Origin of the sequence: Falsihalocynthiibacter sp. CO-5D18, assembly GCF_041205445.1 — a bacterium.
Lineage (GTDB): Bacteria > Pseudomonadota > Alphaproteobacteria > Rhodobacterales > Rhodobacteraceae > Falsihalocynthiibacter > Falsihalocynthiibacter arcticus.
Genome location: NZ_JBGFCF010000015.1, coordinates 95,015 through 120,628 on the forward strand (window position 1 = coordinate 95,015; position 25,614 = coordinate 120,628).

General features: G+C 55.6%; 26 protein-coding genes and 3 pseudogenes. 18 read left to right on the top strand and 11 right to left on the bottom strand.

Annotated features, from left to right (window positions below; all coding sequences use genetic code 11):
• Positions 1-24: 24 nt before the first annotated feature.
• From AB9F27_RS17795 to AB9F27_RS17835, 9 genes and pseudogenes are all read right to left on the bottom strand, one after another.
• The gene (locus AB9F27_RS17795) at positions 25-978 is read right to left on the bottom strand and encodes an iron-containing alcohol dehydrogenase (protein ID WP_369757986.1); all 954 of its coding nucleotides are present in this window, start codon (positions 976-978) and stop codon (positions 25-27) included.
• A 72-nt stretch (positions 979-1,050) separates the two neighbouring features.
• A complete protein-coding gene (locus AB9F27_RS17800; protein ID WP_369757987.1) occupies positions 1,051-2,307 on the bottom strand; it encodes an ABC transporter substrate-binding protein in 1,257 nt (418 codons plus the stop codon).
• Between the two features lie 141 nt (positions 2,308-2,448).
• A complete protein-coding gene (locus tag AB9F27_RS17805) occupies positions 2,449-2,904 on the bottom strand; it encodes a hypothetical protein (protein WP_369757988.1) in 456 nt (151 codons plus the stop codon).
• A 219-nt stretch (positions 2,905-3,123) separates the two neighbouring features.
• Positions 3,124-3,768: pseudogene (locus tag AB9F27_RS17810) on the bottom strand (IS6 family transposase).
• Between the two features lie 35 nt (positions 3,769-3,803).
• Positions 3,804-4,844, bottom strand: coding sequence for a lipocalin-like domain-containing protein (locus tag AB9F27_RS17815; protein WP_335586611.1), 1,041 nt, complete (start codon positions 4,842-4,844; stop codon positions 3,804-3,806).
• The gene (locus AB9F27_RS17820) at positions 4,834-7,212 is read right to left on the bottom strand and encodes an FtsX-like permease family protein (RefSeq protein ID WP_335586610.1); all 2,379 of its coding nucleotides are present in this window, start codon (positions 7,210-7,212) and stop codon (positions 4,834-4,836) included. Before AB9F27_RS17820 ends, AB9F27_RS17815 begins: the two co-directional genes overlap by 11 nt.
• Complete coding sequence (locus AB9F27_RS17825; protein ID WP_335586609.1) at positions 7,209-7,865, bottom strand: ABC transporter ATP-binding protein; 657 nt, start codon at positions 7,863-7,865, stop codon at positions 7,209-7,211. The genes AB9F27_RS17820 and AB9F27_RS17825 overlap by 4 nt, the downstream gene beginning before the upstream one ends.
• Before the next feature lie 244 nt (positions 7,866-8,109).
• Positions 8,110-8,809: pseudogene (locus AB9F27_RS17830) on the bottom strand (IS6 family transposase).
• 91 nt (positions 8,810-8,900) lie between these two features.
• Positions 8,901-9,607 (bottom strand): annotated as a pseudogene (locus AB9F27_RS17835) (IS6 family transposase).
• Positions 9,608-9,846: 239 nt separating this feature from the next.
• Between AB9F27_RS17835 and atpD the strand changes: the two are divergent.
• From atpD to AB9F27_RS17915, 16 genes are all read left to right on the top strand, one after another.
• The gene (gene atpD, locus AB9F27_RS17840; RefSeq protein WP_335586608.1) at positions 9,847-11,310 is read left to right on the top strand and encodes a F0F1 ATP synthase subunit beta; all 1,464 of its coding nucleotides are present in this window, start codon (positions 9,847-9,849) and stop codon (positions 11,308-11,310) included.
• Entirely contained in the window at positions 11,307-11,717 is a 411-nt protein-coding gene (locus AB9F27_RS17845) for a F0F1 ATP synthase subunit epsilon (protein WP_335586607.1), read from the top strand. The genes atpD and AB9F27_RS17845 overlap by 4 nt, the downstream gene beginning before the upstream one ends.
• Positions 11,714-11,995, top strand: coding sequence for an AtpZ/AtpI family protein (locus AB9F27_RS17850; RefSeq protein ID WP_082802260.1), 282 nt, complete (start codon positions 11,714-11,716; stop codon positions 11,993-11,995). Before AB9F27_RS17845 ends, AB9F27_RS17850 begins: the two co-directional genes overlap by 4 nt.
• Entirely contained in the window at positions 11,971-12,282 is a 312-nt protein-coding gene (locus tag AB9F27_RS17855; protein ID WP_369757989.1) for an ATP synthase subunit I, read from the top strand. Before AB9F27_RS17850 ends, AB9F27_RS17855 begins: the two co-directional genes overlap by 25 nt.
• Complete coding sequence (locus AB9F27_RS17860) at positions 12,279-12,992, top strand: F0F1 ATP synthase subunit A (protein WP_039001730.1); 714 nt, start codon at positions 12,279-12,281, stop codon at positions 12,990-12,992. The genes AB9F27_RS17855 and AB9F27_RS17860 overlap by 4 nt, the downstream gene beginning before the upstream one ends.
• Entirely contained in the window at positions 12,992-13,237 is a 246-nt protein-coding gene (locus AB9F27_RS17865) for a F0F1 ATP synthase subunit C (protein ID WP_039001729.1), read from the top strand. The genes AB9F27_RS17860 and AB9F27_RS17865 overlap by 1 nt, the downstream gene beginning before the upstream one ends.
• Positions 13,238-13,241: 4 nt before the next feature.
• Positions 13,242-13,976: an ATP synthase F0 subunit B gene (locus AB9F27_RS17870; protein WP_335586605.1), complete on the top strand. Its 735-nt coding sequence runs from the start codon at positions 13,242-13,244 to the stop codon at positions 13,974-13,976.
• Positions 13,966-15,510, top strand: coding sequence for a F0F1 ATP synthase subunit alpha (locus tag AB9F27_RS17875; protein ID WP_335586604.1), 1,545 nt, complete (start codon positions 13,966-13,968; stop codon positions 15,508-15,510). Before AB9F27_RS17870 ends, AB9F27_RS17875 begins: the two co-directional genes overlap by 11 nt.
• A complete protein-coding gene (locus tag AB9F27_RS17880; protein WP_335586603.1) occupies positions 15,507-16,346 on the top strand; it encodes a FoF1 ATP synthase subunit gamma in 840 nt (279 codons plus the stop codon). Before AB9F27_RS17875 ends, AB9F27_RS17880 begins: the two co-directional genes overlap by 4 nt.
• 159 nt (positions 16,347-16,505) lie before the next feature.
• On the top strand, positions 16,506-16,751 hold the full coding sequence (locus AB9F27_RS17885) for a hypothetical protein (RefSeq protein ID WP_369757991.1): 246 nt from the start codon (positions 16,506-16,508) through the stop codon (positions 16,749-16,751).
• A 124-nt stretch (positions 16,752-16,875) separates the two neighbouring features.
• Positions 16,876-17,280 carry a hypothetical protein gene (locus AB9F27_RS17890; RefSeq protein ID WP_335586602.1) on the top strand — a complete coding sequence of 135 codons (405 nt, stop codon included), beginning with the start codon at positions 16,876-16,878 and terminating at the stop codon, positions 17,278-17,280.
• Between the two features lies 1 nt (position 17,281).
• Positions 17,282-17,659 carry a hypothetical protein gene (locus AB9F27_RS17895; RefSeq protein ID WP_335586601.1) on the top strand — a complete coding sequence of 126 codons (378 nt, stop codon included), beginning with the start codon at positions 17,282-17,284 and terminating at the stop codon, positions 17,657-17,659.
• A gap of 113 nt (positions 17,660-17,772) precedes the next feature.
• A complete protein-coding gene (locus AB9F27_RS17900; protein ID WP_335586600.1) occupies positions 17,773-19,221 on the top strand; it encodes a YfcC family protein in 1,449 nt (482 codons plus the stop codon).
• Positions 19,218-20,441 carry an arginine deiminase gene (gene arcA / locus AB9F27_RS17905; RefSeq protein WP_335586599.1) on the top strand — a complete coding sequence of 408 codons (1,224 nt, stop codon included), beginning with the start codon at positions 19,218-19,220 and terminating at the stop codon, positions 20,439-20,441. The genes AB9F27_RS17900 and arcA overlap by 4 nt, the downstream gene beginning before the upstream one ends.
• Before the next feature lie 10 nt (positions 20,442-20,451).
• Positions 20,452-21,453 (top strand): ornithine carbamoyltransferase, encoded by a 1,002-nt coding sequence (argF, locus tag AB9F27_RS17910; RefSeq protein ID WP_335586598.1) that lies wholly within the window; start codon positions 20,452-20,454, stop codon positions 21,451-21,453.
• 1 nt (position 21,454) lies between these two features.
• Complete coding sequence (locus AB9F27_RS17915) at positions 21,455-22,414, top strand: carbamate kinase (RefSeq protein WP_335586597.1); 960 nt, start codon at positions 21,455-21,457, stop codon at positions 22,412-22,414.
• Between the two features lie 29 nt (positions 22,415-22,443).
• Here AB9F27_RS17915 and AB9F27_RS17920 read toward each other — a convergent pair whose 3' ends face one another.
• Entirely contained in the window at positions 22,444-23,169 is a 726-nt protein-coding gene (locus AB9F27_RS17920; protein WP_369757990.1) for a Crp/Fnr family transcriptional regulator, read from the bottom strand.
• A 160-nt stretch (positions 23,170-23,329) separates the two neighbouring features.
• Between AB9F27_RS17920 and AB9F27_RS17925 the strand changes: the two genes are divergently transcribed.
• Positions 23,330-23,566, top strand: coding sequence for a hypothetical protein (locus AB9F27_RS17925; RefSeq protein WP_335586595.1), 237 nt, complete (start codon positions 23,330-23,332; stop codon positions 23,564-23,566).
• A gap of 85 nt (positions 23,567-23,651) precedes the next feature.
• Here the strand turns inward: AB9F27_RS17925 and AB9F27_RS17930 are convergent, their stop codons facing one another.
• Positions 23,652-24,359 carry an IS6 family transposase gene (locus AB9F27_RS17930; RefSeq protein WP_335586612.1) on the bottom strand — a complete coding sequence of 236 codons (708 nt, stop codon included), beginning with the start codon at positions 24,357-24,359 and terminating at the stop codon, positions 23,652-23,654.
• A gap of 171 nt (positions 24,360-24,530) precedes the next feature.
• Here AB9F27_RS17930 and AB9F27_RS17935 point away from each other — a divergent pair, with 171 nt between their 5' ends.
• Entirely contained in the window at positions 24,531-25,214 is a 684-nt protein-coding gene (locus AB9F27_RS17935) for a dimethylsulfonioproprionate lyase family protein (protein WP_335586594.1), read from the top strand.
• Positions 25,215-25,614 lie beyond the last annotated feature (400 nt).

The window sequence follows — 25,614 nt, forward strand, 5'->3', positions numbered from 1 at the left end:
CGCTAGTTGCTTGCCCTGCCAGCCTCAAGAGAATTTCCTCTGACAGTGCCTCTCTGGAGCAACTCCAAGGTCAGACAGGTTTTTGGAAAAGGGCACAGGCGCCATCAAACGTGTCAAGGCAACCTCAAGACTTTGATCTGGCGCGCCCATCAACTTCAACAGGGTCTCAACCTTTTCTCCGTTTAGAGACGCAAATTTGATCGCACTTGGGAAAATGGCATGCGCCAACTCGGGCTCCTCAATTCCCGCACGCGGGTCGGCAAGCGCCGCCGCCAAGGTCAGGGTCGGGCCGACCCCCTTTTCTTGCGACAGCGCCGCGTTCAGGCTTGCCGCCATCAACTCGCGCAAAAGGTTAAGCTCTTGATTTTTATCTATTTTAGGAAAGTTAGAAACGCATCGTATAAGGGCGTCCAAAGCCATCCCGTCGGCTGTTGGATTATAGGCAACAGCCAAATAGGATTCGATACAACGAACAAGGCTTAGAATAATAGATCGCCAAAGTTGAACAGTCTCGGCACCCAAAGCGACTGTCGGATCACAAATCAGCACCGACGGCAGGCCAGAACGCCATGTTTCGAGGTTTCGAGTACAGGGCCCGGGAAGCCCGTCCACTCCAGGCACTGCAAAAAGCAGCGGCCGTTTGCCATGAGCTTGCATCAATTTGTACCGGCATTTTCGGCCAACTTCGATCGCCCGCGCAGATCCGAATGCGATGATAACGTCTGGAATGTAGGGTTGTTCAATCGCCGTTTTCGCTGCTTGGCGCAAATCGCTATGGTGCGAAAAGGTCAATTGCTGAGGTCGAGAGGAAACAGGTAGGCCCGACAATATCCTGTCGGCGAATTCCGATTCCAAAAGCGAGGCTTCTGAAACCAAAAGCGGGGCTTTGCACCCTGAACGTTCCAATTCGGAGTGAAGTGCTTCCTGCAAGACATCATCGGCAAAATGGACGCGAGTCGGGTAAGTGATGAGCGTCATGTCGAGGCGATGTCCAATGAATACGTGGAAATGGGGGTCCGGACGAGCGATGCCGTCCGGACCATTTTTAGATTAGTAAGTCGCCTTACAAACCGGTGTGTCGCGTCCTGGAAGACCGATTGCCGCAAAGGCTTCGGCGTCAAGGCCAAGAGTTTGGTTCACACCTTCAACAACCGACACAACTTCAGTTGCGAGGCTACCGTCGGCTTGCTCGACCACTTCAACAACGAAGTTGGAGCCAACGGCTTGGCGGTTTTCGTCAAGCGTGATGTCGCCATTTGGCGCTTCCAATGTCAGATTGCTCAAACAGCTGCGGAACGCCGCGTGGCCATCGGAAAGATCGCCCCCAACGGCATCCATGCACTGCAACATGGCCGACGACGCGTTGTAGTATCCAAGGGCAAACAAGGACGGTGATGGGAAGCGGTCGCCCTCGGCAAACGTGCCTTGGTACAGATCAACAAAGCTGGTCCAACGCGGATCGGTTGACGTGTCCGCCATCATGCCCGACGAGGGAACGCCAATCAGAGCGTCTTTCGCGGAGCCTTCTGAGTTTAACACAGTACCGTCAACCATGATCGAACCACCAATCAGGTTGGCTTCACCACCTGCCTGTTGGTATTGGTTGAGGAAGTTTACAGCGTCGCCGCCGCCAAGTCCAAGATAGATCGCGTCTACATCATCAGGCAATGCCGCGATGATCGAGCCGAAGTCTTTTGTACCAAGGGGCACCCAGAAGCGCTCTGTGATTTCTCCACCTGCGCTACAGTACTCAACCGCAAAGCCGAAAACCTGTGTGTAGATAAAAGAATAGTCCTCACCAATCGTTGCGACTTTTTTGTAGCCCTTTTCGTTGTACACATAGTTGCCTAGGCCAACAGACCATTGCGCGCCATCCGAATTGAAACGAAAGAAGTTTTCTGACGGTGTGACATAGGTGGTTTCCTGTGCACCAGAAATACCGTTGATAAATGTCGTTCCAGGCTGGGTTTTTGAATAATCCCGTAGAGCAATTCCTTCAGAGCCGGAGAGGGGGCCAAGGATTATGTCCACGCCATCTTGCTCAACCAATTTGCGCGCCGCACGCAACGCACTGTCAGGTGAGCCATCGGTGGAAATCGTGATGACCTCAACGTCGCGACCGCCAGCCATGTTTCCTGCCGCTGTCAAAGCGGTTGTGATTCCGCGGATACCATCTTCACCGAGTTGGGTATACGTGCCTTCCAGCGTTGCCAGAGCACCAATTTTCAGCGTTTCTGCCATGACACCCGTTGCCCCCGTACTGACAAGCGCCAGCATGGACAATGATCCTAAAAGTGTTTTTTTCATGTGTCGTTCCTCCCATCTAGTTATAACCCCCAAACCACCAACACGGGCGCTTGGGGAATGGAATTTACCGTGACTCATTCACAGCCATTCCCTGATCACGACAAGTGCGCCGGTGTAACCAAACGTCTTTTTATCTGAAGATTAGGACCGGTGATTGTTGGAACGCAGGTAAACCTGCGCCGCAATAATCGCCGAAATGGCCAGCATAAGCGTAAGAATAGTCGCAGCAACGGACCATGTGGCAACCTGATACGTCAGGCCGGACATGAGCATAACAAACACCCCAGAAACAGCCACCATCAATGGCCCTAACATCGCTCGCGGTCGTTCTTGGAACATAAATTCTGCGAATCTAAATCCGGCCATAGCAAAGATAAAATTAGCGACGATTTCTAATGTCCCTGTACAGCGGATCAAATTTCCCGTGGATGTGCTTCCTTCAAGACAGCCATCCACCCCGACAACGAGCATGTAAAACTTCAAGATCAATGTGAGGAACAATGCGAGCCCCAACAACATTTGGGCCACCATCATGACAATCCATGCCGGACGTTGGAAGGCAGCAAAGAATGAATTGCTGTTTTCTGAGTTTACCATAAGCGCACTCTTTCTTCTTTGAACAGATGGGACACAATCGTACAGTGGCCGACCAATCCCGCAAAATCCATTCCAATGACGTTGCCTAGATATCTCAGCGTCTGACTTGTTGCTCCATTGAATAAATTTTGGCGCTGTCCGACGATTCCGAAATCGCCTCAGTGAGTTGCTGTCCGACAAATTTGAACTCGTCTCAGCTAGGCCAGTGGCCCTGCCCATTTATGCCGCAAAAAGGCCGCGCCACTCATTCAGTGCGGCGGTGCGGCTGGCCGTAAAGTGATCGCGTTGGGAGAGGCTTCGGTCCTGGTTAAAAAGGTTGTGGATGGAAGCGTGGACGGCAACGAATTTCTGCAAGGTTCTCATGCGCCTGAAGCGGATCATTGCCCACTCCCGTCGTCGAAACGGCAAGTGCGAGTTCTCGGCGCGTTTATTTTTCCAACGACCAGTTTCCTGTTTCGCCGCGTTACCAATCTCCTTCATCGCGGCGCCGTATGAGCTAAGTTAATCGGTAACTAGCACCTCAGCTTTACCATGACGTTTCATGGTAAAGCTGAGGAATTTCAATGTGGCCTTGCGATCCCGGCGCTTGGTGACATAGCTTTCAAGCACTTCACCTTCGTGGTCAACGGCCCGCCAGAGGTAATGGGTTTCACCGTTGATTTTTACGAACACTTCGTCCAAATGCCATTGCCAATTCGAATGAGCACGAAGTTACTGAACCCGTCTCCTCCGGATTTCAGCAGCAAACACCGGGCCAAACCGGTTCCACCAAAAACGGACAGTTTCATGGCGAATATCAATACCGCGCTCATGCAGTAGGTCTTCCACATTACGCAGTGAAAGCGGAAATCGAACGTGCAGCATTACCGCCAAGCGAATTTCCTCTGACAATGCCCGGATCAATCATAGCCTGTCATCTCCAGATATCCCCGTCCTTCATGGCTGCCGACTACCGTGACTGGACCTTCCCAATATGGGATCGACAGGCCCATCCACGCATTTGGGTTTAGGGCAGCGACGCTCACATCGACGCCTTCTTCTGGCAATGTGACACGCCAACGGGTTGGTAGTTTTCGACCTTCGACTCTACTTTCGGCGAGTGGTTCCGCAGTAAACGAGCCGTCGGAATAGGACGTGCTTGCCCCGTCGGGTGCGATCCATGTCGAGGATGAATAGAACGACCCGTCAGTTTGTCGCAATTGAAACCCCATGAGCTTTGACCCTTCCTCAAAGGAGAGCGAAAACCAGTCCCACCCTATTTGGGTGTCAGACAGAGGTTGGGATGACCATTCCCGATCCAACCATGCGGTACCTGTGACAGGCACATCGCCAGACGGCAGCGTCAATACCCCTTCGATATTAAAGAACGGCTGGGAATAGTAATAACTTGCCTGCCCCTCGGCGGACTTTACGGAGTACCCGTCGTCGCCGTGGAAGACCAAAGGTCCTTCTGCATTAAGCGACATTGCGTAGCCAAAATCTGGGCCGTTTGCGGTAAGTGTCATCCTGTTGAAATCCGGACCCAGCAGCGCCCACTCATCAATCCAAGCATGAAAAGGATTTGCCTGCACACCTGCTTGGCCGATCCCGCCACGGGCAAAGCGTTCGGTGGCAAAATGTTGGTCGGGGGTCGTGATGGCCGCATGGGCAAACCAAATCTGGGGCGACTGCCAGTCGTTCGTATCACCGGGTGAAAGGGCAGACCGAAATAACGTCCATTGCAGACCATAAGGCGTTCCGTCCGGTCCCGTTAGGTTTGCAGTCAGGTACCACCATTCGATACGGTAGTCTGGGTGCGGACCGTGTTCCGTGGGAAAAGAGAAGCTCGGATCAGGTTGCGGAATCGCAAACCCTTCGGCATCCGCGCCTAGGCCCAAAAAACCCTGCGCCATCACGCTCATCGGCCATAAGCATATAAAAACCAGCAACTTAACGTTCATTTGCAAAAACTTTCAACAGGGAGGACGGTGCAATTCGCATCAGACGCAGCGCAGGCCAAGTTGCCGCCAAGAGCGCGGCTATCAAAGCATAAACCCCCAGCCGCGCGTATTCCTGCGGGAAAAGGTAGAGCGGCAATTGCCAGCCAAAGGCCTCAACATTGATGATTGTGAGTAGCACCCATGCCAGCGCCAAACCAAGCGGCAATGCGCATAGAAACACTAGCGCCGCAAGGAGAACGATGCGTAACAGTTCCAACTGGCCCAAGCTTCGGCGCGTAAGGCCCATAGCCCAGACGGGCGCCAGTTGAGGCACACGCATATCGGCAAGTGTCAGAAGGCTCATCAGTATAGCAAAACTTGCCACGCCAAGTGTCAGAGCGTTCAGAGCGGCCGTCACGGTAAAGGTCCGCTCAAACACTTGCAGTGCCTGAGCCTTGATCGCTTCCTGATCGGTGATCGCGCTGTTGGGGATGTCAAAATTTTGCACGATCTCTTGGCGCAGACCCGCGGCGTCTTGGGTCCGCACCCCAAATTGCGACGCTAGGATATCTGGGTACATCGTTTGAAATACGGTCTCGGACATAACAACCTGCCCTCTTGGATTTCCATAGTCCCCAACAACCGCCGCAATGGGCAGGTTAAAATCCGACGCAATCTGCACCATGTCTCCAACCCACAGATCGGAGCGGCGTGCTAACTGCTCGTTGACGACAACGGCCTCACCGGCTTTGACCATATTCCAAGGGGTGGGCGCGGCATCCAAAAAAGCCCAGTTTTCGCGATAAGTCGGACCGACCCGCACGCCAAACAAGCGCACAGGCTGCCCCGTAATCTGAATGTTTGTCGAGAGGAGCGGCAGAACTTCGGTCACTTTTCGCAACAAGAACGCCTCCAATTCGGCACTTTGATCGGCGCTATCTGTTTGAATAAACAGCTCTGGTGCAAGCCGTTGATCTAAAAAGGCGACAAAGGTCAACCGGAAGCTCGACACCATTGTCGAGACGCCAATATTGGCAGAAGCCGCCAATAACAGCGCCATTAAAGCAAGGCTCAACCCGGGCAGCTGTTGCCGCGTGTCGGCCCAGAACCAACTCCACACTGGTGAATGTGTCAGGTTTTCGAACAATGTTATGATCCGTTCCAGCAGCACCGGCAGAGCGAGTGCCGAACCAATGAGAAGGCAACCTAGTAGAACAAAGCCTGCAACGAGGCTCGTCGAAAAAATCGCAAGGAGCAATGCTGACAAAAGTAAGACCACCGCGCTTACGATCTGAAGACGAAACCGCGATGCGGAGGCCATCGCCCACGCCCTTGGTTTCACACTTGCCAAAAGCGGCATTTTTGAGATTTGCCAGATTCGGCCCGCCAAGGACATCGCCGTTCCTAGGACAGTGATCAGGAGGCCAGACATCCACCATTCCGCGCGCAACTCAAGCGTACCGGAGATTTCCGCGCCATAAAGCCCGCGCAGTGTGGCGGCCACATCCGGCAGCAACATCGCCGCGATGAAGTAACCCAGCGCAATCCCCAAGGCAGCCCCGAGTGTGGCTAAAGTCAGCATCTCTACCGTGATCAGCGTAACAAGCGTTCGCAGCGGCATTCCCAGTGACCGCAAGGTCCGGATCATGCCGCGTCGTTGTTCAAAGGCCAGCCCAATTGTGCTGTGGACGATGAATAACCCAACAGCAAAACTGAGCAGACCGAAGGCCGTTAGGTTCATATGGAAACTATCGGTCAACTGACCGATGTCGGTTCCTTGCTGAGCGGGTTGAAGACGCAAGTCAGGCGCTACAAGACTCAGTTGAGGTTGCGTGATTGGTTGATCTGGCAGCAGGATAAGGCGCGTCAGATCGGTGCGCCCTAGCAGCCTTTGCACAACCCCAACATCTCCGACGGCGATGCCGGTTGGGATATTCGCGTCGACCGAAACCTCGACCACCCCTTCTAGGCTCCGCGCGGTTTCTGCGTCAGCAAACAGACCTCCTATGCGCATAAACTCAAGTGCGCGCGGCCCATCCGTCCCGTTAGTTGCCCCAAAGCTCAGAGGAGAGGTTACTGGATCAATACCCAAAATTCGCACATCGTCCAATCGCCCCTCAATCACAGGAGAAACAAGCCATCCAGACCGCCTGAGCGAGACAAAAACAGCCTGTGGGATCGCTTCGTCTTGCCGTGGGAGCAACAGGTCAAACAGGCCGTCTTCAAGCGTGGAGGCAGCAGCATCATAACTCGCACGGGCCTCGGAGTTGATCGCCTGCACGCCGGACCACAGCGCCGTCGCCAGCGCAAGGCCCGTGATATAGGCAAATAGCTGGATCGGGTTGCGACGCCAATGCGACAGCAATGCAGCCAAGCAGGTTCGGATCACGCCAGATGACCGCCGCGCAAATGCATTTCAAGGTCCATGCGCTCCGCAATTCTTGGGGAATGGGTAACAATCAGCAACGCCGCACCGGTGTCCGCCACCAGTTGCATCATCTGCTCCAAAACATCCGCAGCAGTTGTTTCGTCGAGGTTTCCGGTAGGTTCATCCGCCAACAACAGCTTGGGCTTGGCGGCAAGGGCGCGAGCGATGGCGACCCGCTGCTGCTGCCCGCCAGACAGTGTCTCTGGGTAATTTTTCAATTGGTCCGCTAGACCCAAAGCCGCAACGAGATGGTCAATATGAGCCTGGTCCTCGCGACCTGACAGCCGTGCCTGAAACGCAATATTTGCAGCAACGGTAAGGGAGGGGATCAGATTAAATTGCTGAAAAACCAACGCGATCTCTGTTCGACGCAAAGCGGCGAGCGCTGCATCATTAAGGTGTGTCAGAGTGTGACCGGATACGCGCACCGCACCAGAATCAGACGGTTCTAATCCACCTGCGATGTGCAAAAGTGTGCTTTTGCCGCTTCCGGAATCCCCCGTTAAGGCCATCGTTTGGCCCCTGGCCAACCCAAAAGTGACACCCCTTAAAATCGGCACCGGTCCATCACTGCTAGGGAAAGACTTTTGGACGGAATCAAATTCAAGTAGCATTCTGTGCCCCTATTCGCTCCCAAGAGATTGCGCGTCATCGGGTGCGGATACCCAAGTTTTACCGAAACAAAGCTAGGTGAACACTTGGTCGCCCACAACCCAAGACTTGGAATGGTCCTGCCTTGCAGGGTGGTTTACGGTTTTTTTGGGTGTATTTGGTTCGTATACGCGCCGCTTTTCGTACCCAGGGAGTGGTGTCAGACGAATTCGAACGCGTCTCAGCTAGGCCAGTAGCCCTGCCCTTTTATTCCGCACAAAGTCCACGCCATTCTGCAAGAGCGGCAGTACGAGCGGCCTTGAAGTGATCCCGTTGGGGGAGGCTTCGGTCTTGATTGAAATGGTTGTGAATGGAAGAGTGGACAGCAACGAATTTCTGCAAGGTTCGCATTCGGCGAAAGCGGTGCATCGCTCGCTCTCGTAGTCGGAACGGCAAGTGTGAATTCTCAGCGCAATTGTTTTTTCAGCGTCCTGTTTCCTGTTTCGCCGCGTTGCCAATGACTGTCATCGCCGCGCAGTAGGAACGCAGTTTGTCGGTAACTTGCACCTCGGTTCTGCCATGACGTTTCATGGTTTTCTTGAGGAATTTGAATGCGGCCTTGGGGTCTAGGCGTTTCGTAACGTAGGATTCCAACACCTCACCCTCGTGATCCACGGCCCGCTAGAGATAGTGCAGTTCGCCGTTTATCCTCACAAAAACCCTCTCAGGCATGCAAGCATGCCTTGCCGGGCAATGCATCGTCCAGGTGCCATTGCCAATTCGAGTAACATCGCATCCGACTGACCCGCCGTCTACGGATCTCAGCTGCAAACATTGGGCCAAATCTGTTCCACCAAAACCGAACCGTTTCGTGGCTCACGTCGATCCCTCGTTCGTGGAGTAAATCTTCCACGTTTCGAAGTGAGAGTGGGAATCTGACGTACAACATCACCGCAAGACGGATGATTTCAGGAGACGTCTTGAAATAGCGAAAAGGAGAGCGTTGGTGGTGTCAGACAAATTCGAACTCGTCTCGGCTAGGCCAGTGAGACTGCCCTTTATGCCGCGCAAAGACCGCGCCACTCAGCCAGAGCAGCGGTGCGGTTATTCTTGAAATGATCTCTTTGTGAAAGGCTGCGCTCCTGATTGAAGTGGTTGAAAACGGATGCATGGACGGAGGTAAATTTCTGCAAACTTCGCATTCGACGAAAGCGGTGCATGGCGCGTTCTCGTCGTCGAAAAGGTAGGTGAGAATTCTCGGCTCGATTATTTTTCCAGCGCCCCGTCTCCTGTTTGCCCGCATTTACGATGACCTTCATCGCTGCGCCATACGAACGTAGTTTGTCCGTGACGATAACTTCAGGTTGGCCGTGCCGTTTCATCCCTCTCTTCATAAATTTGAGGGCTGCGACGCGATCCCGGCGTTTTGTTACATAGCTCTCCAGCACTTCTCCTTCGTGATCAACGGCTCGCCAAAGGTAATGCCGTTCTCCGTCAATCTTCACAAAAGCTTCATCCAAGTGCCATTGCCAGTTTGAATAAGAGCGCAGTTGTTGGACGCGTCGACGGCGGATTTCAGCGGCAAACATGGGACCAAATCTGTTCCACCAAAATCGAATGGTTTCATGGCTTACATCGATGCCTCGTTCATGCAGAAGATCTTCAACATTCCGAAGCGACAGTGGAAATCTACGTAAAGCATCACCGCCAGGCGGATTATCTCGGGGATCGTTTTGAAGTAACGGAAAGGGAAACGTTTTATCATGACACAACGCTAGATCGCCACCCTGCCTTCTCAAGTCAGTTTCCTCTGACAGTGCCTGCTAGGATGCTAGAGGACAAGGCTCTTAAATAGGAGCCCTGTGTTTCGGGTGCGTTCAGATGGGGCTCGAAAACCTCCAAAAATTCTCTCCCATATTGCTAACATCGATTAGCACAGCCGCCTGAGCGACCTTTTACATTTGTTGAGAATGCAGAATCCCACGACCGAAAGACCGATTTTTCATGCGAAAGCACGACGCGAAGCCGAAGCCGCCAATCCTACCCGAGGGTATTGTACATGCCGTCAGAGGCGCTGTTGTTGATGTGGTTTTTGCGGGGACCGAGCTGCCGCCGATCAATACTGCCCTCACCGTTGAGTGGGATGTGCCAACACCCCTTATACTCGAAGTCCACAGCCATTTAGACCTCACAACCGTGCGCGCCGTGGCGTTTCAATCCACGGCGGGACTTGCGCGCGGGGTGTCCGTGCGCTCCATGGACGGCCCCGTTGCCGTGCCCGTTGGCGAGGCTGTCCTCGGGCGGCTATTGGACGTTGTAGGCAATCCGCAAGACAACGGGCCTGACCTGCCTGAGGACACACCGCGTCGATCCATCCATGCCAAACCACCACCGTTAAGCGCTCAAACCCGCACCACCGATGTGTTCGAAACCGGCATCAAAATCATCGACCTCCTGACGCCATTGGCGCAGGGTGGCAAGGCGGCGATGTTTGGTGGCGCGGGGGTTGGCAAGACGGTGCTGGTCATGGAATTGATCCGCGCCATGGTCGAAAAATACGAAGGAATTTCGGTTTTCGCAGGCATTGGCGAGCGGTCTCGCGAGGGACATGAACTTCTCACAGAAATGCGCGACTCCGGCGTTCTTGAGCGCACCGTGCTGGTCTATGGTCAAATGAACGAACCTCCCGGGGCGCGGTGGCGCGCGGCGCTCACGGCCCTCACTGTTTCGGAGTATTTCCGCGACCAGAAACACCAAAACGTGCTGCTCTTGATGGACAATGTTTTTCGCTTTGTTCAGGCTGGCGCGGAGGTGTCGAGCCTTTTGGGTCGCCTGCCCTCTCGCGTGGGTTATCAGCCGACATTGGCAACCGAAGTTGCGGGGCTACAGGAACGAATTGCCTCGGTTGCGGGGTCTGCTGTGACAGCGATTCAGGCCGTCTATGTCCCTGCCGACGATTTTACCGACCCCGCCGTCACCACAATTTCCAGCCATATGGACTGCGTTATTGTCCTGTCCCGCGCGCAAGCAGCCGAAGGTTTTTATCCCGCAATTGATCCGCTAGCCTCCTCCTCGATGTTGCTCGATCCCCTTGTCGTGGGCGAGGCACATTACCAGACCGCCGAAGCCGTCCGTCAAGCGCTGGCGCGTTTCCGAGAGTTGACCGATATTATCTCCCTGCTTGGCGTTGAGGAACTCGGGGCTGCTGACCGTTTGGTCGTAAAGCGCGCACGGCGTTTGCAACGGTTTCTGACCCAACCCTTCATGGTGACCGAGGCCTTTACCGGCATATCGGGCGCGAGTGTTCCCCTTGCTGACACCCTCGCGGGATGCCGCGCCATTCTCGACGGGACCACCGATGATTGGTCCGAAAGCTCGCTTTATATGGTCGGCACCCTAGAGGATGCCCGCAAAAAAGAAGCCACCGCAAAGAAATCTGAGGCTTCGGATCAAGAGGCCGTCGCATGAAACTCAGGATCGTGACGCCATTGTCGGTCATCGTGGACGAGGACATTGACAGCCTGCGCGCCGAAGACCCCAGCGGCAGTTTTGGTATAATGACGGGCCACGCGCCATTCCTGACGGCGCTCACCATCTCAATCGTCAGTTGGCGACGGGCAAAACAGGAGCATTTCTGCGCGGTGCGCGGCGGCGTGCTGACTGTGACCGACGGCACCACGGTCGCCATTGCCACCCGCGAGGCCGTGGCGGGAAATGACCTTGCAACCCTCGACCGGGAGATTTTGGCGCGATTTCAATCCGACGCAGAAGCCGAACGTGTCGAGCGAACCGAAACGGTCGCGCTTCAGTTAAACGCGATCCGGCGCATGGTTAGTCGGCTTCACTCTGGCGCAGATAAGGGAGCGTTCCGGTGAAACCTGAGCCAGAAGATGACCCGCTCATAACCCAAGCCCGTCTGCGGCGCGAACGGCGCGACCGTTGGTTGCGCGAAGGCGACCTTTCTGTGGGGCGCCGCCTCGCCCAAATCGGGGTGCTGGGGTGGATATTTGTGGTGCCAACGCTTGGCGGAATGTTCTTTGGGCGGTGGCTTGATGCGCGCCTTGAGAGCGGTATTTTCTGGACAGCCCCGTTTATGGTGCTGGGAATTTGCCTTGGCGGCTGGACCGCATGGAAATGGATGAATGCACGATGATCTACCTCGCGAACTTGCCCCTTCCCCTCCTCCTTCCGGCCAGTTTTCTGGGCGGTCTGGTGCTCGGATATGCGTATTTTTACGCTCTGCGCGTGACCGCAGATCTCATTATCGGGCACGGCCATCCATTGCTTGCCCTGCTCTTGACTTTTGGACGGTTGGCGGGCCTTGGCGTGGGCTTTTATATCGCGGTGCGCGCGGATGGTTTTGCGCTGATTGCGGCCCTTGCTGGGGTTTTATGCGCCAAGGCGTTGATGCTCCGCTGGGCGCGAAAGGTTGACGCATGAATTCGCCGCTATCTTCCGTCGTCCTGTTTTATATCGGCCCCGTGCCAATCACACAGGCGGTTCTGACCACATGGGCGATCATGGCGGTGCTGGTGCTGGGAGCTGTGCTTTTGACGCGGCGCCTCACTTTAATTCCCAGCAAACGACAGGCCGCGCTGGAACTGATTGTCGACACAATCGATACCCAGATCCGCGAAACAACCGGCGCAAAACCGGCCCCGTATCGCGCCTTTATCGGCTCGTTGTTCCTGTTCATCCTCGTCGCCAACTGGACCTCCCTTGTGCCCGGATTAGACCCTCCAACCGCACAGCTTGAAACCGATGCCGCACTTGCGGTTCTCGTGTTCCTTTCGGTGATCTGGTTTGGAATGCGCAGCAACGGGTTGGGGGGCTATCTCAAATCCTTCGCAGCGCCCAATCCCGTTATGATTCCGCTGAACATGCTGGAAAGCGTTACCCGCGTCTTCTCAATGTTCGTCCGCCTTTTTGGCAACGTGATGAGCGGCGTGTTTATCGTTGGTATTGTTGCTTCGCTGGCGGGGCTTCTTGTGCCGATCCCCCTGATGGCGCTCGATCTGCTGACGGGGCTGGTACAGGCCTATATATTTGCCGTTCTCGCATTGGTTTTCATCACCGCTACGGTCGAGGACGGCCAAAGTTCAGAGCCTGACACCAAGCAGGCCCTTCCCCCAAAACAAAAGGACATATGATGGATTATCTCAGCCTAGCAAGCATCGTCTGCGCAGCTTTTGCCGTATCGTTTGGCGCCATTGGACCCGCGCTGGCCGAAGGGCGCGCTGTCGCCGCGGCCATGGACGCTATTGCGCGCCAACCAGAGGCCGCGAATACGATTTCGCGCACCCTTTTTGTCGGTCTCGCGATGATCGAGACCACGGCGATTTATTGCTTGGTTATCGCGCTTTTGTTGTTATTCGCCAACCCGTTGCTAGGATAAACCCATGACAATCGACTTCTGGGGCCTTGGCTTGCAGGCGGTAAACGTCCTGATCCTTATTTGGCTGCTCTCGCGCCTTTTTTGGCGTCCGGTGGCGGGTGCAATTGCCCGACGTCAGGACGAAAGCCAAGCGATAATGGATGCGGCTCATGCTGCGCAGGACAAAGCGGATACCGCTCTAGAAGAGGTGACGCGAGCGCGGGCCGATATCGACGCCGAACGAGATGCCGTCCTCGCCAAAGCCTCCGTCGAAGCAGAAACCGCCGCGAAGGCCGCCCGCGGTGCTGCGCGCACCAAGGCCGAGGAGACGTTAGCCGCCGCACAGGCCACCATCGAACGAAACACCGAAGCTGCCCGCAAAGCCAACGCAACGCAGGCCTCTGATCTTTCGCTAGACATCGCGGCCAAACTGTTGGAGCGGTTGAACAGCCCCACGGTACAGACCGCGTTTCTGACGCTGCTGATTGAAGCTATCGAAAAGATATCCGCCACCGATCGCGCCACGCTAGTTGCCAATCCTTCGGGCATTGAGATCATCACCGCGACCGATCTTGGCACGGAACGCGAAGCACTCGAAACGGCGATATGCGACGCCCTTGGCGGCACGCCTTCGCTGCATTTCGTCACCGATCCCGACCTTATTGCAGGGCTGGAACTGCGCAGCGCACATTTTGTGCTGCACAACAGTTGGCAAGCAGATTTGGCACGTATTCGAAAGGCGGTGAAGGATGCCGCATGACACATCTAACTGGTTCACCACCGCGCAGAATGCGGTGCAAAGCGCCCCTTTGGGGCCGCGCGCCGAACACCGTGGACGGGTCGAAGAAATAAGCGACGGCGTGGCGATGATCTCGGGTTTACGCGATGTGCGGCTTGACGAAGTGTTACGATTTGAAGGCGGTCAGGTGGGGTTTGCGCGGGTGCTCGACCCCGACTTGATCGGCTGTGTCCTGCTTGACAGTGCCACAAATGTTGAGGCCGGTGATGCCGTTTTTGGCACGGGCGAAGTGGTCAATGTGCCTGTGGGCGAGGCGCTTTTGGGGCGTATCGTTGATCCCCTTGGTCGCCCCCTTGATGGCAAAGGCGCTATCGAGGCCGATGCGGTTCTGCCGATTGAGCGCCCTGCGCCGTCGATCATTGAGCGCGATCTTGTGACCGAACCGGTGCAGACTGGAATTGTCGTGGTGGACACGCTTTTCGCCCTTGGCCGAGGACAGCGAGAGTTGATCGTCGGCGACCATTCTACCGGCAAAACGACGCTCGCGGTTGACGCTCTTATCGCCCAAGCGCAGAGCGATATGATCTGTATCTATGTCGCCGTGGGGCAAAAAACATCCAGCGTGCGCCGCGCCATTGATGCGCTACAGGCGCGGGGCGCATTCGAGCGCTGTATCGTATTGGTTGCCGGATCGGCCTCCCCTCCCGGCTTGCAATGGATCGCGCCCTACGCCGGGATGACCATGGCTGAGCATTTCCGCGACAAAGGGCAACATGCGCTGATTGTGATTGATGATCTGTCGAAACATGCCGCCACACACCGCGAGATCGCGCTGCTGACTCGCCAATCACCAGGGCGCGAGGCCTATCCAGGGGACGTGTTTTATATCCATGCGCGGCTCCTCGAACGAGCGGCCAAACTGTCGCCAGAGCGCGGTGGCGGATCGCTGACGGCCTTGCCCATTGCAGAAACGGATTCTGGAAACTTATCGGCCTATATTCCGACAAACCTGATTTCGATCACCGACGGGCAGATCGTGCTGGATGCGGCCTTGTTCCATCAGGGCCAGAAACCCGCCGTGGATGTCGGCCTGAGCGTCAGTCGCGTGGGGGGAAAAACCCAAGCCCCGATCCTGCGCACTTCGGCAGGCACGCTTCGGCTGGACTATGCGCAGTTCTTGGAACTGGAGGTCTTTACCCGTTTTGGTGGCATGCCCGATGACCGCGTGCGCCAACAATTGACGCGAGGAGCACGCATTCGCGAAGCTCTGCGCCAAGCACAACATGAACCGTTCCGACTGGCCGACGAGGTAGCCCTGATGCTGGCCGTGCAATCTGGATTGCTCGACAGTTTGCCGCTGGAGGCAGTGACGGCGTTCCGCGCAGGATTGCCCGTCGCGTTGGACAATACTGCCGCAAATGCCCTCAGTACCCTTGCCGAGACGGGAAAACTTGACCCGAAATCGCGCGAGAGTTTGATGACGGCGCTGACCCACTTTGCTGCATCTCTGGCCGAGGACAAGACCGAGGCGAGCGAAGACCCTGCAAGTCCATGACCGAACGTCTGGCCGATATAAGCGCCCGCATCACGGGCATTCGCCAACTCGGCGCCGTGGTGAATGCCATGAAGGGCATCGCCGCCGCCCGCGCCCATATGGCCCGCAGCCAAGTTGATGTCGTCGATAGCTATGCGGCGACGATTGCGGCGGCAATGGCAAACGCCATCGGCCCCCGCACCGATCCGCGCGAAAATTTGGACACGGATTCAGACAGGACTGGCCTGCTCGTATTTTGCGCCGAGCAAGGGTTCGCGGGGGCCTTTAGCGAACGTGTGCTTGACAGTTTGCCCAAAGACCTCACCCCAGAAACCCTGTTCCTGATCGGCACCCGCGGCCTTTCGATTATAGCCGCCCGTGGGATCACACCGCATTGGGCGGGGCCACTGCCGTCGCATACGAATGGCATCCCGAAACTGGCCGATGACGCAACGAAAGCGATCTATCACGCGGTGGAATCGGGGCGGATTACCCAACTCGACGTTGTCTATACGGGGTGGACCTCTGGGCGACCCGCGCTCCTGCGACAACGGCTGTTTCCGCTTGATCTCTCTGATCTTCCCGCATCCAAAACCGACCGTCCCCTAACCCAGATTTCCGAAACAGCCCTGCTAGACAGCCTCGGACAGGATTACTTTCATGCACAGGTTTGCAAGGCCGCGCTGCACGCCTTTGCCGCCGAAAATGAAGCGCGTATGGAGGCCATGTCCTCTGCGGGCAGCCAAATCGGGCGTGAGTTGGAAGCGTTTCAAGCCAAATTACGCCGTGTACGACAAGAAGCAATTACCGCTGAAATCATAGAACTGGGCACTGGGGCAGCCCAAGCCCGAAAGTAGGCTTGGTGACGGCACATCCGGTTGCTCAGAATGATAAGACGCACCACAGGACCGGCCGCTGACCCACATCAAGGTTGCGCCGCAGATAATGCCCTAGGTTTACGATAGCGACGGGCCTTATCCTGCCGCTAAGGGTTCCACGGCCTGCCCTATGAGGATATCGCCAGCACCCTGCACCAACATCTTGGCAGCGGTGCAAGCATGTGCGTCCTCAAACACCGGCGCAGTGTTGCAAGCAGCATGAGATTCGCCGCGCTGGACAGTCTGATTATGGGCCGCCGCTGTGGGGCGCTCGCCCCCGGAGTGATGCTATATCTGCCGCAGGAAAAATTCATATCCGCCACAGACATCGCGTTTAACAGAGGAAGCAACGCTCCCAGATGCACCCTAATGGCCGCATACTGATTTGAGTCAGCCCAAGGCCGAACTTCCTCTCTTAGGATACGCATAAACACGGAGGTGAATGCCGCGTGTTCCGACTCACGGGACATATCGGATTCCCCCTCGACACAAGCAAGGAATTTCACAAATGGCATGTACAACCGAAACGCTAGAGCGAGACCCAGCCTTCGCGGCGTTTCTCAGCACCCCTGTCGGCCAAGACAATAAAGGGGCGCATGTCTCCCTCCTGTCGATGCTGGCGCGGCTTGACGTCGATCCATGGGCCGAAGCCTCGGATTTAGCCACATTGCCCGTGGGCGCGGCGCGAAAACGTCTTGAGACGCTGATTGCAACCTTCACAGACGTACCCGCAGGCGCACCGAATTACGACAAAACCCTCGCAACGTTGCTGGCTCGCATGCCCCAACCGGTCGCCTCCGCACCGACGGACTCCACCGGAACTATGATGCCACCCTTTGGAGCACCTATTTACAAGATCATCGCGACGGTCCTGTTGTTTGGTTGGATTGCACTACTGGCGCAGGGATATTGAGATGAACACCACCACAACGCCCGCGACCCCGATCAAGACCGAGATCACCCTTTGGGACCTCGAAGAACGGTTTTGGACACAGGGTGCAGAAAGTGCGCGTCAAATGACGGCCAAGAATGCGATCTTTGTCTATCCATATCCTGCCGGATTTTTACAGGGAGACGCGATTGGACAATCCTCGGACGTGTCGCAGCGCTGGCGCTCGGTTGTGATGAGCGAGCGCTATATTACGCGCAAAGGCGGTATCGCGGTTGTGGCCTATCGTGTCTCTGCTGAGCGAGAGGGCGTGCCGCTCTACACAGCACTCTGCACTTCGACCTACATGAAAGACGACGCCACGTGGCTGCGACTGTCACACCAGCAAACTCCCTTACCATGAGGGGCCGAGCCACGGCCGCTCCGTAACCTCAAACCACGTCTCTAAATTCTCCTCACCAAGATTTTCCACATGCGCCAACGTCCATTTATGGCTGGCTTGCAAAGGACACATCCATGGCTTCCCCCAACTCCAAACAATCCGAAAACCCATCCCGATTCAGCTTTCCGTCGGCCTATACCATCCTCTTTTTGCTGATCGTGATTATCGCGGCGCTGACTTGGGTGATCCCAGCCGGTGAATACATGCGGGAAGCCTCGGAGGTGCTGGGCAAAGACGTCCCCGTCGCGGGCTCCTACGCCCTCACAGAGGCGAACCCTCAGGGCATTTTTGACATCCTCCTCGCCCCGATTGCCGGTTTTTACGACCCTGTTAGCTATACCGCAAACGCAATTGACGTGGCTCTGTTCGTTCTGATGATCGGCGGGTTTATTGGTGTTGTTACGGCCACGGGTTCCATTGACGCGGGGATCAAACAGGCCATGACGCGTATGAAGGGGCGGGAAAAATGGATGATCCCGATTTTAATGGGGTTGTTTGCATTAGGCGGCACAACCGAGGGCATGGCCGAAGAAACGCTGGCCTTTTACGTGCTACTAACGCCCATCATGATCGCGGCGGGCTATGACTCACTGACGGCTGTGGCGGTAATTATGCTTGGCGCAGGGGTTGGCGTCCTTGGCTCGACTGTCAACGCGTTTTCCACCGTAATTGCCTCCGATGCTGCGGGGGTTCCCTTTACGGACGGGTTAACGCTGCGACTTGGCATTCTGGCGGTCACTTTTGTGGCAACCGTCGCCTATGTCATGCGCTATGCGGCGCGGGTCAAGGCCGACCCGTCACGCTCGCTGGTCTTTGATCGCAAAGCCGAAAACGAGGCGCACTTTCGCAGCGAAGCAGGCGTCACCACCGAATTCACCCCTCTGCACAAAATCGTTTTGCTGCTGTTCGGGGCGACTTTTGCTGTGATGATCTGGGGCGTTTCCCTCAGCGAATGGTGGATGGCCGAAATGAGCGGGCTATTCCTTTTTGCGGGCATCGGTATCGGCATCGTTGGGCGGTTGGGCGAAAAAGGCTTGGTTGAGGCCTTCGTCGGCGGCGCGCGCGATCTACTTGGCGTGGCCCTGATCATCGGCCTTGCGCGGGGCATTGTCGTTGTCATGGACGCAGGTCACATCACCGACACCATCCTGCATTGGGCCGAAGGCGCCGTCACTGGCCTGAACCGGATTGTCTTTATCAATGTCATGTACTGGATCGAAGTCGCACTGTCGTTCTTCGTGCCGTCAACGTCGGGACTTGCGGTGCTGTCGATGCCGATCCTTGCCCCCGTCGCCGATTTTGCGGGCGTCGCGCGCAGCCTCGTTGTCACTGCGTTCCAATCGGCTGAGGGCGTCGTTAACCTCGTCACCCCGACATCCGCTGTCGTCATGGGCGGTCTCGCTATCGCCCGTGTCCCCTATGAACGTTGGCTCCGTTTCGTCTGGCCTGTGCTTCTCGGGCTCTCAATTATCATCATGGTCGCTCTCAGTCTTGGCGTCCTCCTACAAGGAACAACCGCATGACCCTGACCTATGGCGTTCACTCTGAGGCCGGCAAACTGCGCCGCGTCCTTGTTCACAAACCCGGTGCTGCGATGGCACGTCTGACGCCTTCAAACTGCGCAGAACTGCTGTTTGACGATGTGATTTGGGTCAAACAGGCCCGTATCGAGCATATGACTTTTGTCGATGCGATGCGCAACCGCGGGGTTGAGGTGGTGTATTTGCGGCAACTGCTGACCGAGACCCTTGCCGATATGGAGGCCCGCCGCTGGCTGCTGGAGGCGCGGATCAACGACAATACCGTCGGCGTGGGCCTTGCTGATGATCTGCTGGCGCATCTGATGGAGGTCGATGCAAATCTGTTGTCCACCATCCTGATCGGTGGCATGAGTCGCGGCGAACTTCCCATCAAGTCCAACGGTGTTCTCGCACCGATGCTGGACCCCGCCGACTTCATTTTACCGCCGCTGCCCAATCATATTTTCACCCGTGACACCACGTGCTGGATTTATGGCGGCGTCACCCTGAACCCCATGCATTGGCCCGCACGCCGCCTTGAAACGCTGAACCTTGCCGCGATCTATCGGTTCCATCCAGATTTCAAGGATGCAGGTTTTCCGATCTGGTGGGGCGACCCAAAGCAGGATCATGGCCCCGCGACCGTCGAAGGCGGCGATGTCATGCCAATCGGCAACGGCACAGTCCTGATTGGCATGGGCGAACGCACCACGCCACAGGCCGTCAGCCAGATCGCGCGCAACCTCTTTGCGAGTGGCGGCGCAACCCGCGTTATCGCCTGCCAATTCCCCAAATCTCGCGGCGCGATGCACCTCGATACTGTATTTACCTTCTGTGACCGCGATCTTGTTACGGTCTTTTCCGAGGTCACAGACGCTATCCGCTGTACCAGCCTGCGCCCCGGCGACGGCAACACCATCGCCGTTGAAGTGGAGGCAAAACCCTTTCTTGAGGTCGTGGCCGATGCGCTTGGGATCAAAGCCCTTCGGACCATTCCAACGGGGGGAGATGCGTATGAATCCGCCCGCGAGCAATGGGATGATGCCAACAATCTTCTGTGTTTGGAGCCCGGTGTGGTCGTCGGATACGAGCGCAATGTCTATTCCAACACCTTGCTGCGCAAAGCAGGCGTGGAGGTCATCACCATCCCCGGATCTGAACTTGGGCGCGGGCGCGGTGGTTCGCACTGTATGACCTGCCCCCTCATTCGCGACGAAATTTAAGGATACTATTATGCCACAAAACCTGCACGGCAGAAGCTTTTTAACCCTTCTCGACTTCACCCCTGATGAAATCAGACACCTGCTGCAACTGGCATCGAGCCTTAAAACCGCTAAGAATGGTGGCTTTGAGGTGCAAAAACTGCAGGGCAAAAACATCGCCCTGATTTTTGAAAAAGACAGCACCCGTACACGCAGCGGTTTTGAAGTGGCGGCCTTTGATCAGGGGGCGCATGTAACCTATTTAGGCCCCACGGGAAGTCATATCGGCCATAAGGAATCGATGAAAGACACCGCTCGCGTGTTGGGGCGATTTTATGACGGGATCGAATATCGTGGTTTTGGCCAGAAGGATGCTGAAGTTTTGGCTGAATTCTCAGGTGTACCCGTGTTCAACGGGCTAACTGACGATTTTCACCCCACACAAATCCTCGCGGATTTAATGACCATGCGCGAATTCACGCACAAACATCTGTCCGATACCGCCTTTTGCTTTATGGGCGACGCGGGCAATAATATGGGCTCCTCGCTTATGATTGGAGCTGCCCTGATAGGTATGGATATTCGCCTCTGCGGACCGAAAAGCTGTTGGCCGAATCCTGACCTCGTCGCCCAATGCAGAACAATTGCCGAAACCTCCGGTGCGCGGATTACCCTGACGGAAAAACACGCTGAGGGGCTAAAAGGCGCCGATTTTGTTTACACCGACGTTTGGGTTTCGATGGGGGAACCAGAGGAGGTTTGGGAAGAGCGGATCGCCCTTCTATCGCCTTACCGCGTCACGGCCGACGTCATGGAAAAGACCGGAAACCCCTACGCGAAGTTCCTGCATTGCCTACCTGCCTTCCACAATCGCGACACAGAAGTTGGCGCCGCGACCTTTGAAAAATACGGCATCGATTGCATGGAAGTAACGGACGAGGTGTTTGAATCCGCTGCCTCGGTTGTGTTTGATCAGGCCGAAAACCGGATGCACACAATCAAGGCGGTTCTCGTCGCCACGATGGGGGCATAGGATGCGCATAGTTGTTGCCCTTGGCGGGAATGCGTTGTTGCAACGGGGTCAGCCGATGACGGCGGCGGCGCAACTTGCGAATGTGCGAATTGCGGCCACGGCCCTTGCGGATCTAGCTCGCGATCATCAGATCATTGTCGCCCATGGAAACGGCCCACAAGTTGGCCTACTCGCGCTTCAGGCGGCCGCCTATGATCCCGAAAAGCTTTGGCCGTTGGATGTGCTAGGGGCGGAAACCGATGGTATGATCGGCTATTTGATCGAACAAGAATTGATGAACGCCCTGCCTGCGGGCTCCCGCTGTGCCACATTGTTAAGCCGCGTTGAAATCGACGCAAAAGACCCCGCTTTTGAGAAGCCAAGCAAGCCCATCGGGCCTGTTTATACCGCGTCCGAGGCAAGGCGCGCGACGACGGATCATGGTTGGACCATGGTAACCGAGGCCACAGGCGGGCAGCGCCGCGTGGTGCCCTCGCCCCTGCCCCTGCGGATTCTGGGCATCGAGGCAATCAATGCTTTGCTCAACGCGGGCCACTGCGTGATTTGTGCGGGTGGTGGTGGCATTCCCGTCCTGCGCAATGCGGACGGTGCGATGGAGGGAGTTGAAGCCGTGATCGACAAGGATCGAACGGCGGCGCTTCTTGCGACGGAGCTTAAGGCGGACGCGCTTTTGCTGCTTACAGATGTAGAGGCCGTCTTTGAGAATTTTGGCCAAGCCAACCAGCACGTGATCGGAATGACCACCCCCAAGGCCTTGGCCAAACTCGATCTTGCCCCCGGCTCAATGGGACCCAAGGTCAGTGCCGCGGTGGCCTTTGTGCAAGGTGGCGGCGCATTTGCCGGAATCGGCCAATTGTCGGACGCCCGCGCAATTCTGGAGCAGCGCGCCGGAACCAACGTCCTTTCGGACGCAGCCAAACCGCTTAAAGTCTGGGACAACGAAGGCGGAGCGCTGGATTAAAGGCTGCACTAAAAATTGCGGTACAACCTTTAGCTCAACAACGGCCCAATCTGATCCAGATAGGTTGGGTCAAACTCCGCGAATTCGGTCAGGCGGTCATAGGCATCGAAGGTCACGTACCCATCCCGAAACGTGACTAAACCGCTTTCGCGCAACTGTCGTAGGACGCGATTGACGTGAATTGCGGTCAAGCCAAGGGCATCCGCCAGAAGGTATTGCGTGAGGGGGCAAGCATAGCCTTTTTTGCTACCCAACCCGACCAACGCAAGTCTGGCACCGAGTTCCAGCAGAAAATGCGCCATCCGTTCCGCCGCGCTCCGCCGTCCGATATCCGCCAGATGTTCAATCACCATCGCTTCATCACGGGACGCGGCCCAGAGGATCGCCATGGCCAAGCGGGGCGTTTGGGTGAAGGCCTCCATTAAATCCGAGACCAAAAATTCGGAGACTTCAATGTCGGTGATCGGCTCAATGCTGTGATCCGACATATGTAGTAAAACGCTGCGCAGACCCAAAAAATCACCCGGAATCTGAAAGTCGATAATCTGGCGTTGGCCATCGTGCAGAATTTTATACGAGCAAGCCCAGCCCGACGCTAGAACATAGGCCGTATGCTCCGATTGCCCTTGGTGTACCAGATCGCGCCCGACGGTAAAAACCCGTCGCCGCTTGTGCAGGGCTTCAAGGGATGCAAGTTCGGTTTCGGATAGGGCGACAAAGGCCCCCAACTTACGAACCAAATAGGCATTATTCATCAATGTCGTCCTCATTTCGAGTCACAGCGAACTCTTCCGAAAAAAGGGCACTATTTGCTGATGTGGATCAGTGCAACTTAGGGATTATCTGTATACCTGTTCAGAGAGCAATTCAAACACCCTGAATATCGGGTACCTTCTTTATCAGAGGCAGTAAAACATGCCTGACCATGAAGCCTATTCAGGAATCGCGGCTTTGTCGATCTGCGAAGCACTACTTCTTGCGCTAAACGACGCAAAAGTCCTGCCCGAAAGCGAAATTTTAGGGGTTCTCAAGGACGCGTCTGCTACACATGAAAATGCTGACGGCTCAGAGGCTGACCTTGAAACGCACAAGGCTGTGGCAAGCCTAATTAATCGCATCCTCTCTGGTGGCGATTTTTCTCGCAAATCGTAGAATCTCACCTTGGAATAGGCCGTACGCGCCTAGGTGCTGTCAGACCAATTCGAACTCGTCTCTGCAAGGACAGAGAAACTGCCCTTTATGCCGCGCAAAGACCGCGCCACTCAGCCAGAGCGGCGGTGCGGTTTGCTTTGAAATGAACTCTTTGGAAAAGGCTGCGATCTTTGTTGAAGTGGTTGAAAACGGAGGCGTGAACAGAAACAAATTTCTGCAATGTTCGCATTCGGCGAAAGCGCTGCATCGCTCGTTCTCGTCGTCGGAACGGCAAGTGTGAATTCTCAGCCCGATTGTTTTTCCAACGCCCCGTTTCCTGTCTGGCCAAATTCCCGATGACCTTCATCGCCGCGCTATAGGAACGTAACTTGTCAGTGACTATTACCTCAGGTTGGCCGTACCGTTTCATTGCTTTCTTCATGAATTTAAGGACCGCGGCCCGATCTCGACGCCTGGTCACGTAGCTTTCTAACACCTCGCCTTCGCTATCAACCGCACGCCAAAGATAGTGCCTCTCACCGTTTATCCTTACAAAAACCTCATCTAGGTGCCACTGCCATTGAGGCCAGGACCTCAATCGTTCCACTCGTTTCCTCCGTATCTCTGAAGCAAGCATTGGCCCGAACCTGTTCCACCAAAATCGCACCGTTTGGTGGCTCACCTCAATACCTCTCTCGTGGAGTAAATCCTCTACGTTTCGAAGTGAGAGCGGAAATCGGACGTAAAGCATCGCCGCTAAGCAAATAAGCTTAGGGCTCGTTTTGAAATAGCGAAAAGGAGAGCGTTTTGTTATAATCAAACGCTAGTTGGTTGCCCCGCACCGCTCAAGGCAGTTTCTTCTGACAATGACATAATGAAACATATTGCTCAAAATTTCAATTCGTGCTGTCAATGTGAGGTTTTAATCACTCTCTTTCGCATAGTTGCCTAAAATTTTCTCTGCCTACAAATAAAGAGCACAGCCATGACACTAGACCAAGATCCAACACCACCCCAAACACAACTACGGCTAAATGATGCCGTCGATATGCGTTACCTTTTAAGGGAATACTATGATCTTTACCGGAAGATCGCGTCCGGTGGGAGCACCAAGATACGGAGCCACCAGCGCGCTGTTCGAGAAGCAATTGGGCGCGTCATCAAGGCAAATCCTCCCGTTGTTTTGCGCACCCCAGACCGATTGCCAGTAACGGATCATTTGCGTCGCTCCATTGACCTTGGTCGGAAGGATCAAATGGTGTCGATGGTCCGAGCACTTGACGCTGTACGTGACGATCTTTCTTGGGAATACGGTTACGAGAAAATTCCCAAGGGCTTAGCTCAAAAGTACGGTTATGCCGAGATTGCGGGCCCCAAGGGGCCGATCCGCACGACCGAGGTGATTCTTGGAGTAGTCCTTTTTGCACCAGGATGCACCTATCCCGCTCATGCACACAATGGCATTACAGAGAGTTATGTCTGCCTTTCTGGTGCCGTCAGCGAGAACCATCAGGGCGTTTACACCCCTGGATCTATGATATTCAACCCGCCCGAACAACTACACCGGATAACCGTTTCCGATATCGATCCGGCACTGCTCGCATATGCTTGGATCGCACCGCCCGAGATTCTAACTTCAAATACCATGAATTTTCGGAGATCAAAGTAGTGGCAGAGTGGTGCTATCATGTGTGGACATTTATGGACCCCTCCTTTTTGCAACACCTTAGTTAGATCTGGATAGGTTTCACGGTTTCTGACGTATATCCGGCTTCTGAATGCGGCCCGAAGTATCGTCGCCGCGAGCCCCCCTTTCGGCAGATTGCTTTACAATCGCCTGCCGGGCAATGGATGAATTTCCTCTCGCTTCTTCCTCATTGGCTCCAAGGGTGGTGCCATGTATGGACGGTGGTGTCATGTGTTGACGGCCCCTGTTTTGCAAGGATTTATTTGAGCTGATTTTGATCGTTGCAGGTTGCGGTCATGTGTCCGGCCTGTTGACGCGGTGCATGTGACCGCTGGCCTTTCCTCTCAGCGATGCCAGCATCGCCTGCCAGACAACGGATGAA